The organism is Hymenobacter qilianensis (assembly GCF_014638675.1).
GTDB lineage: Bacteria > Bacteroidota > Bacteroidia > Cytophagales > Hymenobacteraceae > Hymenobacter > Hymenobacter qilianensis.
The window spans coordinates 1,173,375-1,186,819 of sequence record NZ_BMFN01000002.1; the positions used below are offsets into that span (position 1 = coordinate 1,173,375).

The 13,445-nt window shown below is 54.0% G+C and carries 9 protein-coding genes; 5 read left to right on the forward strand and 4 right to left on the reverse strand.

Features of this window, described 5'->3' with window-relative positions:
- Positions 1–9 precede the first annotated feature (9 nt).
- Positions 10–1,689, reverse strand: a complete 1,680-nt coding sequence (locus IEW06_RS12680; protein ID WP_188548371.1) for an OstA-like protein — start codon at positions 1,687–1,689, stop codon at positions 10–12.
- Between the two features lie 117 nt (positions 1,690–1,806).
- On the opposite strand from IEW06_RS12680, the gene tilS reads away from it, so the two are divergent.
- From tilS to mdh, 3 genes are all read left to right on the forward strand, one after another.
- Entirely contained in the window at positions 1,807–3,135 is a 1,329-nt protein-coding gene (tilS, locus tag IEW06_RS12685; protein ID WP_187732851.1) for a tRNA lysidine(34) synthetase TilS, read from the forward strand.
- 31 nt (positions 3,136–3,166) lie between these two features.
- Positions 3,167–3,628 carry a hypothetical protein gene (locus IEW06_RS20745; protein WP_229743116.1) on the forward strand — a complete coding sequence of 154 codons (462 nt, stop codon included), beginning with the start codon at positions 3,167–3,169 and terminating at the stop codon, positions 3,626–3,628.
- A gap of 132 nt (positions 3,629–3,760) precedes the next feature.
- Positions 3,761–4,699, forward strand: a complete 939-nt coding sequence (mdh, locus tag IEW06_RS12690) for a malate dehydrogenase (protein ID WP_187732852.1) — start codon at positions 3,761–3,763, stop codon at positions 4,697–4,699.
- A gap of 234 nt (positions 4,700–4,933) precedes the next feature.
- On the opposite strand, the gene IEW06_RS12695 is transcribed toward mdh, so the two are convergent.
- The 3 genes from IEW06_RS12695 to mutL form a co-directional block, all read right to left on the reverse strand.
- On the reverse strand, positions 4,934–5,824 hold the full coding sequence (locus IEW06_RS12695) for a rhomboid family intramembrane serine protease (RefSeq protein ID WP_188548372.1): 891 nt from the start codon (positions 5,822–5,824) through the stop codon (positions 4,934–4,936).
- 27 nt (positions 5,825–5,851) lie between these two features.
- Positions 5,852–6,676 (reverse strand): rhomboid family intramembrane serine protease, encoded by an 825-nt coding sequence (locus tag IEW06_RS12700; RefSeq protein WP_229743117.1) that lies wholly within the window; start codon positions 6,674–6,676, stop codon positions 5,852–5,854.
- A 90-nt stretch (positions 6,677–6,766) separates the two neighbouring features.
- Positions 6,767–8,701 carry a DNA mismatch repair endonuclease MutL gene (mutL, locus tag IEW06_RS12705; protein ID WP_188548374.1) on the reverse strand — a complete coding sequence of 645 codons (1,935 nt, stop codon included), beginning with the start codon at positions 8,699–8,701 and terminating at the stop codon, positions 6,767–6,769.
- Positions 8,702–8,817: 116 nt separating this feature from the next.
- On the opposite strand from mutL, the gene IEW06_RS12710 reads away from it, so the two are divergent.
- Positions 8,818–11,958, forward strand: coding sequence for a serine hydrolase domain-containing protein (locus IEW06_RS12710; protein WP_229743118.1), 3,141 nt, complete (start codon positions 8,818–8,820; stop codon positions 11,956–11,958).
- Between the two features lie 294 nt (positions 11,959–12,252).
- The gene (gene bshA, locus IEW06_RS12715) at positions 12,253–13,389 is read left to right on the forward strand and encodes an N-acetyl-alpha-D-glucosaminyl L-malate synthase BshA (protein ID WP_187732856.1); all 1,137 of its coding nucleotides are present in this window, start codon (positions 12,253–12,255) and stop codon (positions 13,387–13,389) included.
- Positions 13,390–13,445 lie beyond the last annotated feature (56 nt).

The window sequence follows — 13,445 nt, forward strand, 5'->3', positions numbered from 1 at the left end:
GCGCTTCTTTTAATTGACGGCCGCACGAACGGGTGTAGGGCGGCTGGGGGGCTTTTTGGCGTTCGGAGCGGCTTTTGGTTTTGCCTTTGGGGGGCTTTTTTTGGTCTTAGTATTCGTCTTTTTTGGTTTTGCCTTGGCGGGCAGATTGAAGTGCTTTCCTAACGTAGCCCGGCGGCTTGGTCGTTCCTTGATGCGCCACTGCATGCCTTTCAGAGTCTTGTCTTCCTCTTTGAGCTCGTGGGGCGGAATGAAGCTAGCGTCGGGGTTGGTTTGGAAGGTGATGGTTTGAAGTTTATTGTCGGCAAAGCGTAGCGCCATCGTGGCGCTAACTGCTTTGTTCATGCCGGTCGTGGTGGTGTCACCCTCAAGAGCAAAGTAGAGGCTCTCCGCGTTGCCAACCACATCAACTTTTTTTATTTTATTATCCCCGAAGTAGGCCACCATGTTGCGGCCTTTCACTTGATTAAAGTTGAGCAAGGTATCCTGGCCCACGATGAAAGCGTTGGCATACAGGCGCATCTGATCAATTTTGCCGCGGCGCTGCTGTATTTCCATGCTATCCGAGGTGAGCTGATTTTTATCGCTCCACAGAATCGGATTGCGGTTCAAGTAAATAATCGAGTCCTGCCGGTCGTATGTTAGCGAGTCGCAGCGGCCCTGCAAGTCGGCGCGGAAGATGCGCACTTTGGGAAAGGCATAAATAATGCCCCCCGACGTTTGTCCCGGCTGCCCTTCCACGCTCATCAGCGTATCGGCGGCCAGAAACAGCGTGTCGCGGTCAGAAATATTGCGCATCACGGGCGCGCCGTACACTTTGGCCTTGCCCAAGGCCCGCCAGTAGCGCCCCACATCGCCCCGAATCAGGATGTTGTCCTTCTTGGAAGTCATGGACACATTGCCCGTGGCTACGCCATACTGTCGGGCCTCGTCGTACACTAGCTTATCACCACCAAGCAGATAATCCGGGGTTTCAATCTTCGCGTTACGCTGAAAGTTTGAGACCCGCGTAATCGTATTGTAGTAGCCATTCTCGGCGTATAAGCTCCGCCCTTCCTGCCCCGTAATGCGCGTTGGGCCAAAGAAGTAGGCAATCTTCGACACCGTGTTGTACTGCAAAGAGTCAGTGGTGATAAGGTTGTCTTTGGTAGTCAGGCGCACATCGCGCCGAAAGCTGAACACCTTCGATGCTGTATTATAATATCCCCGTTGGCTGGTCAGCGTGTTTTCGGGGTCAGTCAGGCGGCCGCCGTTGGTATAGTAGGCCTGCTTGCGGTTCAGATCGTAGTCGAGGGTTTGCGTGATTAACGTCATCCGCGGGTCACGCATCACTACGTTGCCCGTCATGCGTGCCTTGCGGGTGTCGCCGTCGTAAAAGGCTTGGTCGCCGGTAATTGTCAGCGTATCGTTTTCAACAATGCGCACATTGCTGAATGCTTCCAGTGCATTACGCCCGATATATTGGTAAGCCGAGTCGCAGTAGATAAAGGTGTTCTGCTGCTTAAAGCTCACATTGCCAATCAGCTTGCGAATTTCTACCCCGTTAAAATCACCGCCCACCAGCTCGCCCGCCGTCAGTAGTTCAATACGTTGGCCTTTGGGTGGAGTGCCGCCTTTTGGGGCCGGGCGTTGCTGGGCCAGTACAGCCAGGGGCAGCAACAACAGAAAAAAGAGGAGTCGTAGAAAACGCATTTCACCGCAAAGGTACAGAAGGCCCGGTGGTAACGCCCATCTTTGCAGCGTAGTGCCTTCGTAGTAGATTTCGCCCCCCACCAGGAGCTTTCACCGCTGCTAAATTATTGACATTTCATGCTCGACCGTGTCCGCCAGTTCATCGAAGAAAAAAACCTCTTCTCCCCCACCACCGATCAGCTGCTGGTCGCGGTGAGCGGAGGCATAGATTCCGTAGCCCTGGCCGATGTGCTGCACCGGCTGGAAGTGCCGTTTGCCATTGCGCATTGTCATTTTGGGCTGCGCGGCGAAGAGGCCGACGCCGACGAGCAGTTTGTGCGCAAGCTGGCTAAGAAGTACGATGTCCCCTATTTTGCTGAGTTCTTTCAAACCAAAGAATTTGCCGCCCGAGAAGGCATTTCTACTCAAATGGCAGCCCGCGCCCTGCGCTACGAGTGGTTTGAGCGTATCCGCCAAACCCAGCAGCTTAGCTACATTGCCACCGCTCACCACCAGCGCGACGCCGCCGAAACCATGCTACTCAACCTAACGCACGGTACTGGGCTAGCTGGCCTGCACGGTATTCAGGCTAAAAATGGCTACGTGGTTCGCCCTTTCCTCAGCATTGGCAAGGAAGAGCTGTTCGAGTATGTGATGGAAAACCGCTTGGTGTGGCGCGAGGATGCCTCCAACGACAGCACCACGTATCAGCGCAACCGCCTGCGCCACGATGTGCTGCCTGTGCTGCGCGAAATCAACCCTAACCTCGACCAGACCTTGGAATACACTGCCGAGCGTGTGGGTGGCGCTGAAGAAATTGTGCGCCGCTACGTGGCTGATACTGCTGCCCAAGCCCGGAAAGAGGAAGACGAAGTAACCTACTTCAACATCGCGACGCTACAGGCTACGGCGGCCATTACACTGGTTTTGCACGAGCTGCTGCGACCGTTCAACTTCTCCTTTCCGGTTACGAAAGAAATTGTGGCTGCCTTCAAAGCCACTGCCGGCCGCCGCTTCGAGTCGCCGACGCATACGCTGGTGAAGGACCGCGACCAACTGGTTATTACCCGCAAAAACCTCACGAGCTTCGGTACCTACCAGCTTCAGGCGGGCCAAACCAAGCTTGTTGCCGAGGGACTACACCTCACCGCCAACTTACAGGAAGCAGAAGGATTTGAGGTTCCCCGGAAGAAAAACGAAACCGCCCTCGACGCCGACCGCCTGCAATTTCCGCTCACCGTGCGCCGCTGGCAGGAAGGCGACTGGTTTATGCCCATTGGTATGAAGGGCAAGAAGAAGATCAGCGACTTTCTCATCGACCAAAAAGTGCCGCTTAACCTCAAGGATGACGTGCGTGTGCTGGTTACGGCCGACCAGCGTATTGCCTGGGTTATTGGCTTCCGGCCCGATGAGCGGTATAAAGTGACCGAAGAAACCCAGCGGGTGTTGGTGCTGCGCCGGATGTAACCTTTACCTTCGCTTAACTATATCAATACCTATGAAATTATTGTTGATCAGCTTATTAAGCTTGTGTATTTCTCTCTCCGGGTGCAGCATTCTTGGCATTGACCAATGCGAAGGTCCACGCAATGCACGGGAGACATATTTTTCAATAGTCTACCTCAATTCAAATAACACTCAAAGCATATTCATTCCGCCGCTAAGCTACTCTCGCGACTCTGTGCGTGTGCTTGATGAAACCGGCAATATTGTCCCCCAGGATCAGCCAATAAATCCGTCAACCTACACCTTGATCTTCCCCTTGCTTGAACCAGGAAAAGACCATCAATTAGGCACCCCTATAACGCGTCAGTTTATTATTTATCTCACTCAAGCTGATCAGGATACTATACGCGCATCATACGAGCTATTCGAAAACGACTGTAACAAGCTTGATTTCAAGGTCTTAACAGTTTTTACAATAACGAAAAGGTACATGATAGCAATAATCCATACGTAAACGAAATAAGAGTTTTCAAGCCATAGATATGAAAGCAGTATTTGAAAAGACTGCAAAAACCTCCGGCATGGAAAGCGTTTTCGCTTACTTTTACCACGCGAATCCAATATTTCACTCCCAATTCCTCACCCGATGAAAGTTACCGTAGTTGGGGCTGGCAACGTGGGCGCAACTTGCGCTGATGTACTCGCCACCCGCGAAATCGCCAACGAAATTGTTCTCGTTGATATTAAGGAAGGCTTCGCCGAAGGCAAAGCGCTGGACATCTGGCAGAAGTCGCCCATTATCGGCTACGACTCCCGTACCGTAGGTGTCACCGGCGACTACAGCCGCACCGCCGACTCGGAGGTAGTTGTTATCACCTCGGGCCTGCCCCGTAAGCCCGGCATGAGCCGCGACGACCTGATTTCGACCAACGCTGGCATCGTAAAATCGGTGACGGAGCAGGTAGTGAAGTACTCGCCCAACGCTATTATCATCGTCGTTTCTAACCCGCTCGACGTGATGACTTACCAGGCCCACCTCACCTCCGGTTTGCCCCGTGAGAAGGTGTTTGGTATGGCCGGCATCCTGGACACGGCTCGCTACCGCGCTTTCCTGGCTGAAGCGCTGAATGTGAGCCCCAAAGACATTCAGGCCGTACTTATGGGCGGCCACGGCGACACCATGGTGCCCCTACCCCGCTACACCACAGTGGGCGGCATTCCGGTGACGGAGCTTATCGGCAAAGCCGAGCTTGACGCTATCGTGCAGCGCACTGCTGTGGGTGGTGGCGAGCTAGTGAAGCTAATGGGTACTTCGGCCTGGTACGCTCCCGGTGCTGCTGCTGCGCAAATGGTAGAAGCCATTGTGCGCGACCAGCGCCGCGTGTTCCCTGTCTGCATCAAGCTGGAAGGCGAATACGGCATCGACGGCGTGTACCTCGGTGCACCTGTTATTCTGGGTAAAAATGGTATCGAGCGTGTTATCGAACTGCAACTCAATGATGAAGAGAAGCAATTGCTCGAAACTTCGCGTGGCCACGTGAAAGAAGTAATGGAAGCTCTGGACAACATGACCCAGACCGCTTAGTCTCCATTCAGCAGATAAAAAAGCCCCCCAGACCAAGTCTGGGGGGCTTTTTTATTGCGTATCATGCAGAGGCGCAGCCGAAGCGTCTTGCGCGTTTGCTTGCAAAAGTACCTGTCATGCAGAGCGGAGCGAAGCATCTCGCGTGTTTATCAGGATTACTACTCCCACATCAGCACGCGAGATGCTTCGCTCCGCTCTGCATGACAGGTACTTTTGCAAAGACGGCACGTATGGTTACTTCTGACTTGCCCTGAACAGCTTCTGTTTTTCGTCCTTCGACAAGCTCTCGTAGCCGGAGCGGGAAATCTTATCCAGAATCAAGTCAATCTCGTCTTGCTCGGGCTTAACGATAGTGCCTTTGCGCGCAGCAGCAGGCGAAGCAGGCTGACTACGGTGCGTAACCTTTAAGCGCGGACGGCCGCTGAAAAGCCCCCCAAGCCAATCACCGACAGCCTGTACTGGCCGCCCCAAATCGGTGCCGCGCTGCAGCATCTTGATGAAGCTAAAGCCAAAGATTGCCCCCCCGATATGAGCGATTTCGCCCCCTGCATTACTTCCATCAATACCGGCTAGGGATATTAGCACAACTACAAAAGCGATGTACTTGATCTTAACCGGCCCAATCAGGATCAGACTGAAAGTGTAATCGGGCAACAAAGTGGCGGCGGCCACAATGATAGCCGTAACCGCCCCAGATGCACCCAATACTTCAGCCAACGGGCCATTGCGGTAAGCCGGCACCAAGTTATAAGCCAGCAGGAACAACGCTGCGCCCGCCAAGGCACCCAGGATATACAGGCTCACGAGCTTTCGGTCGCCGAGGTATTCGCGTACCAGGGAGCCAAACCAATACAGGTTCAGTAGATTAAAAATGATGTGCAGAAAGCCTTGGTGCAGAAAAGCATACGTCAGCACCGACCACGGCCGGCGAACCAGCGCACCCAGGTCGGCAGGCAGGCTGAACAAGCGCACGATGCTCTCATAGATGCCCGCGCCCCCAGCCAAAAACGTTACCGCCTTGATCAGAATCAACACGACGAATACCAGGATGTTGATCAGCAGCAGCTGATTCAGGGCATTGTCGCGGCGGCTAAAGGCGGTGCGGATATCGTTTACAATACTCATGAAAAACGCAGCAGGTATTAACCGTTATTAGTACATCCGGGTGCGGTTGCGCTCCCAGAGTTTCAACAAAATGAACCCTATCAATATTCCACCCAAGTGAGCGAAGTGCGCCACATTGTCGCCCGGCACCCGCTTGAAGCCCGCATAAAGCTCATAGATGCCATACAAAGCGACAAAGTATTTGGCCTTGATAGGAAAAGGAAAGAACAGAAGCATGAGCTCCGTATTGGGGAACAAATAGGCGAAGGCGAACAAAATACCGAACAGCGCCCCCGAAGCGCCCACCATGGGTGAGTTGAAGCTGCGGCTAAAAATGGCATCAATGGTTTCATTAGCTGAGGCTATCAAGCCAGCATCATCAGGGTTGCGCTGCAAGGCGGCGGCCACCACTTCAAAGCCTCGGGCCTCGGGCGCATTATCGCGGAAGAAGTCGGCGAAAGCCACACCGGAAGGCTCCTGCTGAAAGGCAAGCCGCGCCTCGTTCATTTTATTCAGCTCATAAAACCGCACGCCCGAATACAGAATACCAGCTCCAATTCCGCAGATCAACCAGAATGTCAGAAACCGCTGCGGCCCCCAGCGCTGCTCCAATAGTGGCCCAAAGGAAATAAGACCGAACATGTTGCCGAAAATGTGCCCTAGGCCGCCGTGCATAAACATATAGGTCAGAAACTGCCAGGGCTGAAAGCTTTGCGAGCCTACAGGATACAAAGCCAGCCAGCCGAGCCCAAGCTGCGTAGCGAGCAGAAACACGCCAATATTTATAAACAGTAGAATGCGAACTGTAGGAGTCAGATTGAACATGAAGCGTAGGGAGGCAAATGAAATGAGTTGCGCTACTAGTAACAGCAAACCGCGGCTATAGTCAGGCAGATTATTACGGCTTAAACGGTATTATCGCCTGAAACGATAACCAGGCTGAAAGCAGCGTAATTTATTTGCCTATCGGGTGAAGAAAGCTTGCAATTGGTCAAGCTCCAAAAGCACCAATGTTTTGCGGCCATCGGGCGTGTAGCCGGGCACGGCGCAGGCAAAAAGCCGATCAACCAAGGCGTTCATCTCTATTTCTGAAAGGCGGGCGTTGACAGCGACGCTGGCAACACGGCGCGCCAGGGCTCGTGCCATTTGCTCCCGTCGGTCTAGCTTTACGGGGCCAGCGTGGGTGCGAAACTGCTCAATCAGTCCTTCGAATAGCTCCTTTTCGTCGCGGGCGGGCACATCGGCCGGAATGCCTTCCACGGCAATGGTGTGGGGGCCAAATTCGGTGAAGCGGAAACCCAAAGCGTGCAGCGCATCCGTGACTTCGCGCAGCACGGCAAAATCGGCGGGCGAAAAAGTGACGGTGCGCGGGAAAAGCAGGGTTTGAGAAGCGCCGCCTTCCCGCTCCAAAGCTTGCGTATACTGCTCATACAGAATCCGCTCACGGGCCGCCAGCTGGTCGATCAGCATCACCCCCGATTTCACCGGCACCAGCACGTACTGCTGATGCACCTGAATAACCTTGCTGCCCGGTCCCGCCTGATTTTCTCGCAAGGGCAGCTCAGGTGTGGCAGTCTCTACCAATGCCAGCGCATCATCTGAAGGTGGGAGCGCGTCGGTGGCTTCGGCTTCTATATCAGGAAGGGCCGTCTGGCCGAGCGAGCGGTAGAAGTCTTCCAAATCCCGTTTGGCCTGATCGGTAGGTCTGGGGGGCAAATTCCGATCTTGGGGGGCAAATCGGTCGGGCTGCCGCTCACGTGGAGAAGGCGAGGCCGCCTGCGCTGCCGCTGCTGATAAGGCATCGGGCCGGTACTCGTCGGAAAAGGAATTATGGCTGGCGCCCGAACTACGCAAGGGACGAATCGGAGCGAAGTTCACATCGCCCTCGAAGTCCAACGACGGCGCCATATTATGTATCCCTAAGGACTGCTTCACGGCGGCCCGCACAATGGCATACACCGTTTTCTCGTCCTCAAACTTTATTTCCGTCTTGGTCGGGTGCACGTTGATGTCGATGGTCTTGGGATCAAGCTCCAGAAACAGCACGTAAAACGGATGAGTATCGCGAGGCAACAGGCCTTCGTAGGCAGCCAGCACCGCGTGGTTGAGATAAGCCGAACGGATAAAGCGGTTGTTCACGAAGAAAAACTGGTCGCCCCGGCTCTTCTTCGCCGACTCCGGCTTACCGATAAATCCTTTGATGGTAATAAAGGGCGTTACCTCCTCGCAAGCCGCCAGTTGCTCCTTGTAGCCATTGCCCAGCAAGGCCACAATGCGCTGACTTAGCTTGCCGGCCGGCAGGTTGAACACCTCCAGCTCATTCTGATAAAGCGAAAATGTTGTCTGCGGATTTGCCAAGGCTACATGCTGAAACTCATCCAGAATGTGGCGCATCTCTACCGCGTTGCTCTTCAGAAAGTTACGCCGCGCCGGCACGTTGTAAAAAAGATTCTTTACCGCAATGCTGGTACCATCCGGGCAAGCCACGGGCTGCTGGCTCATCACTTGGGAGCCTTCTACCAATAACAAGGTGCCTGTGTCGTATTCGCGTTGTTTAGTGCGCAATTCCAGCTGAGCTACGGCGGCAATAGATGCCAGCGCCTCTCCCCGAAAACCAAGGGTACGAATTCGAAACAAATCTTCGGTGGAACGAATCTTGCTCGTGGCGTGGCGTTCCAAACTCATGCGGGCATCGGTAGGCGACATCCCGGCTCCGTTGTCTACCACTTGCACGAGCTGCTTGCCGGCATCTTTGATAATTAGCTGCACCTGCGAAGCACCCGCGTCCACGGCATTTTCCAGTAATTCCTTCACCACGGATGCCGGACGCTGGACCACCTCGCCGGCCGCAATCTGGTTAGCGAGGTACTCGGGTAGCAATTGAATCACGTCCGCCATCGACCGGGAACTGAGGAGGTTAAGAATGAAGTTAGCAGGAGTAAAAAGGCCTTAAATACCGCTAAAACAGTCCAAGGCCGAGAAATTATCCGTAAGTTCGCGGTCAACTTCGGTTTGTGCAACCCCGTCCTGGGAAGCCAAACCAGCTACCTGAGCAGTGCGAAAACCGGGTGCCCTGGGTCAGCCAAAACGACTACAGCCCCACTCGCCAGTGCTTCCTGAAAGGGACAAAAGTAGGGCTATTTCCGCTCGTTTTCAACGCTACTATTACACCAGCCGAGCCAATGCTCAAGGATTATTCGATTAGACTTTTGCTGCTACTGCTGGCCATCACGGGTCTGATCATTTCGTCTTCGTCTCCGATTGACAAAGATGTACGCCCCATGTCGCCGGCTGAGCAGAACTGGGTGGACAGCGTGTATAGCTCTCTCACCCCTGACCAGCGTTTGGGTCAGTTATTCATGGTGGCCGCATACTCCAACAAGGACCGCAAGCACGTACTCCAGATTGAGGAGTTGGTGCGCAATTATCACATTGGGGGGCTCATGTTTTTGCAGGGTGGTCCGCGTCGGCAAGCCTCTCTTACCAATCGATATCAAAAGCTAGCTAAGTTGCCCTTGCTTATCGCGATGGATGCTGAGTGGGGCCTTGATATGCGCCTCGACAGTTCCATGCATTTCGCCAAGGCCATGACCCTGGGTGCCATGGACGACGATCAGTATGTGTATCAGATGGGCCGCGAAATTGCGCTCAACATGAAAGCCCTTGGCGTGCATGTAAGCTTTTCGCCGGTTATCGACGTCAACTCCAACCCCGATAATCCAGTTATTGGCAATCGTTCTTTCGGAGAAGATAAGGAGCAGGTTTCCAAGCGCGGCGTGGCCTATATCCGGGGCTTGCAGGACCACGGCATCATTGCCGTAGCCAAACACTTCCCCGGTCACGGCGACACCGACACGGACTCCCATGTGGCTCTGCCAGTGGTGAATACCGATATGGCGCGCCTTACCAATGTCGACTTATATCCCTTTCAGCAGTCCTTCGAAGCGGGTGTAATGGGCGTGATGGTGGCTCATCTTTACATGCCGCTCTTCGATACGTTGCGTACGCAGACGACAACCCTGTCGCACAACCTGGTGACGGGTCTGCTGAAGGAGAAGATGGCCTATAGAGGGCTCGTTTTCACCGATGCTTTGAACATGAAGAGCGTCTCTAACCTGTACAAGCCAGGGGAAGTAGATGCGTTAGCGTTGGCGGCGGGCAATGATGTGCTGCTCTTCTCTGAAGATGTGCCGGTTGCCCTGCAGAAAATTCGCGAAGCCATCGCGGGGGGCAAAATTCAGCCGGCTGACCTTGAGTACAGAATACGTAAGATTCTGCGGGCCAAGTACTGGGCCGGACTTAACCGCTACCGCCCGGTTGAGCTAACCAATTTGATGGCCAGCCTCAACCGGCCGCTGAGCCGAATGGTGCAGCAGCAGATTTATGAGCACGCCGTTACGGTCGTTAAGAATCAGGACAACCTCTTGCCTTTCCACCGGCTTGATACGCTGCGCATTGCCTCTGTCACCATTGGTACGCCGGCCAGCGGGACGTACGCTACGCTGATGAATAAGTATCAGGGTGGCACGGTGTATTCAGTACCCAACCGCTACGCTCCCGACTCAACTTACGCGCGCATTCTATCGCGCCTCGGGCCCTATAATACGATAGTTGTAAGCTTGCATGGCATGAACAGTACGCCCGTGCATAAGTATGGCATGGGTGATGGAGCCTTGAAATTCATTCAGCAGCTACAGGCCAACCCGCGTGTAAAAACGGTGGTGGTAGCCATGGGTAATGCCTACTCGCTCAAGTACCTGGAGGCGGCCCGAACCCTGGTTTGTGCTTATGAGGATAATTACCCTTCCCAGCTGGTAACTCCGCAGGTATTGTTTGGGGCTTTGCCTGCCAAGGGCCGTCTGCCCGTCACGGTATCGCCGACACTGAAGGCTGGTACCGGCCTGCCTACGCCCGACTTCCGTCGTCTGCGCTATGCAACGCCGGAAAGCGAAGGATTAGATTCCCGTGTTTTAGCCCAGATAGATAATATCGCCCTCGAAACGGTAGCTTATGCTGCGGCCCCTGGCTGCCAGGTTTTGGTGGCCAAGAATGGCGCCGTGATATTTGATAAAAGCTATGGCTTCAATACCTACGACCGCACTCAGCCAGTTAATAACAGCACGCTCTACGACCTAGCCTCGGTAACAAAAGTGGCCGGCACGTTGCAGGCGGCTATGTATCTTAAAGATCAAGGCAAGCTCAGTCTCGACGAAAAAGTATCGACGTATTTGCCGGAGCTACGCAATACCAATAAGAAGGACATCATTGTGCGCGACTTACTGCTCCACCAAGCAGGCCTGAAGGCGGGTATTCCGATCTGGGAGCGCACCGTCACTAAGACTGGTCTTAAGCCGACTTTCTATGCCAGCACCCGCACTTCTGACTTCCCTAATGAAGTGGTGCCCGGTACTTACAGCGTCAAAACCGCCGAAGATTCTGTGTGGTTGTGGACGATGCGCTCGGGCTTGTTACCTAAGATTAAAGGCAAGTATCCCTTGGAGTACAGCGACCTGACCTTTGTAATCGTGAAGCGCTTGTGCGAGAAGCTATTGCAGCAGCCGATTGAAGAGTTTCTGGCCAAGCAGTTTTATCAGCCTTTGGGACTGAATACCATGACTTACAATCCGTTGCAGCGGTTTCCGAGCTCCTGCATCGCCCCTACCGAAAACGACACGTACTATCGTCGCTCCCAGCTGCGCGGCACGGTGCACGACCAGGGCGCGGCTATCGTAGGCGGCGTGGGTGGTCACGCGGGTTTGTTTGCTAACTCCAACGATCTGGCCATTCTTATGCAGATGAATCTGCAGAATGGTCGCTACGGTGGGGTGCGCTTCTTTCAGTCGCCGGTGGTAACGGAATTCTCACGGCCGCAGATTGCGGGCAACCGTCGCGGGCTGGGCTGGGACCACGGTACTCCTGAAAAAGGACCGGGCCAGGGCCCAACATCAAGCATGGCGCCGCCCGCTACTTTCGGCCACACCGGCTTCACGGGTACGTGCGTGTGGCTCGATCCTGAAAACAAAATCGTCTATATCTTTCTTTCCAATCGAGTGTACCCCGATGCGGGCAACAACAAATTGATTCAAAACAACGTCCGCACACGCATCCACGACGTTATTTATAAGTCTTTCAGCAAAAGCATTTCCAAGACATGACCTGTTGTCCGTCGTTTTTACACAACCTCTGATCCGTATGTGGCGGTAAGACATCTACCTGATGGCTTACCGCCAATTTTTTGCCCCCCACACAGAGTAACCTACTGCCTAGGCACTCGTTGAGCAATAGCATACCCGCGTTCGGGCCAACTACCCGACTTGTGTCTGCTCAAGAAGACTGCTGGGGGGCTTTTTTAAGAATTATCGCACCACTCCAGCGCTGATTGCACTGCCACTCTCACCATTCACCAACCAATGACAGTCCACCTGAATTTTGGTGAAACCTCCCCTATCATGAACATCGGCATTGTTTGTTATCCCACCTTTGGAGGTTCCGGCGTAGTTGCTACGGAGCTAGGTAAAGCATTGGCTCTCAAAGGTCATCGTGTCCACTTTATCACGTACAGCCAGCCCGTCCGCCTCGATTTTTTCAATGAGAACCTCTTCTATCATGAGGTGTATGTGCCGCCGTATCCGTTGTTTCAGTTTCCGCCTTATGAGTTAGCCTTGGCTAGCAAAATGGTGGACATTGTGCAGCACGAGAAGCTGGATGTGCTACATGTGCACTATGCCATTCCGCACGCGTCGGCGGCTTATATGGCCAAGCAGATTCTGCGTACCAAAGGCATTCAGATTCCGGTCATAACGACTCTGCACGGCACCGATATCACGCTTGTGGGCAAAGATGCCAGCTACGAGCCGGTGGTGACATTCAGCATCAATCAGTCGGATGGGGTGACAGCGGTATCCGCCGATTTGCGGGCCGAGACCTATCAGTACTTTGCTATTGAAAAGGACATTGAAGTCATTCCCAACTTCATTAATCTCGAGCGTTTCAAGAAGCAGAACAAGTCGCATTTCAAGGCCGCTATTGCCCCCGAAGGCGAGAAGCTGCTCATTCATACGTCTAACTTCCGCTCCGTGAAACGCGTGGAAGACGTGGTGCGCATTTTTGCGGGCGTGCGCAAAGAAATTCCGGCCAAGCTCTTGCTCGTGGGCGATGGCCCCGACCGGCCCCGCATCGAAAAGCTGTGCCGCGAAACCGGCTACCTCAGCGACATCCGCTTCCTGGGCAAGCTTGAAGCCGTAGAAGAAGTACTCAGCATCAGCGACTTATTCCTGATGCCTTCAGAAAAGGAAAGCTTCGGCTTAGCGGCGCTGGAAGCCATGGCCTGTGAGGTACCAGTTGTCAGCACCAATGCGGGGGGCATTCCGGAGCTGAATGTGGATGGCGTAACGGGCACCACCAGCGCCGTTGGCGATGTGGAGGCGATGGTTAAAAACGCCCTCTTTATTCTGGCTGATGAAAACCTGCCCCGGTTCAAAGCTGCCGCCCGGGCCCGAGCAGAGGAGTTTGCCGTGGAAAAGATTGTGCCGCTGTACGAAGCCTGTTATCAACGTGCCATTGATTCTCAGTTGGCAGTAGTGTAGTTGTTATTAACTCACAAAAAAGCCCCCCAGAGAACATCTGGGGGGCTTTTTTGTGA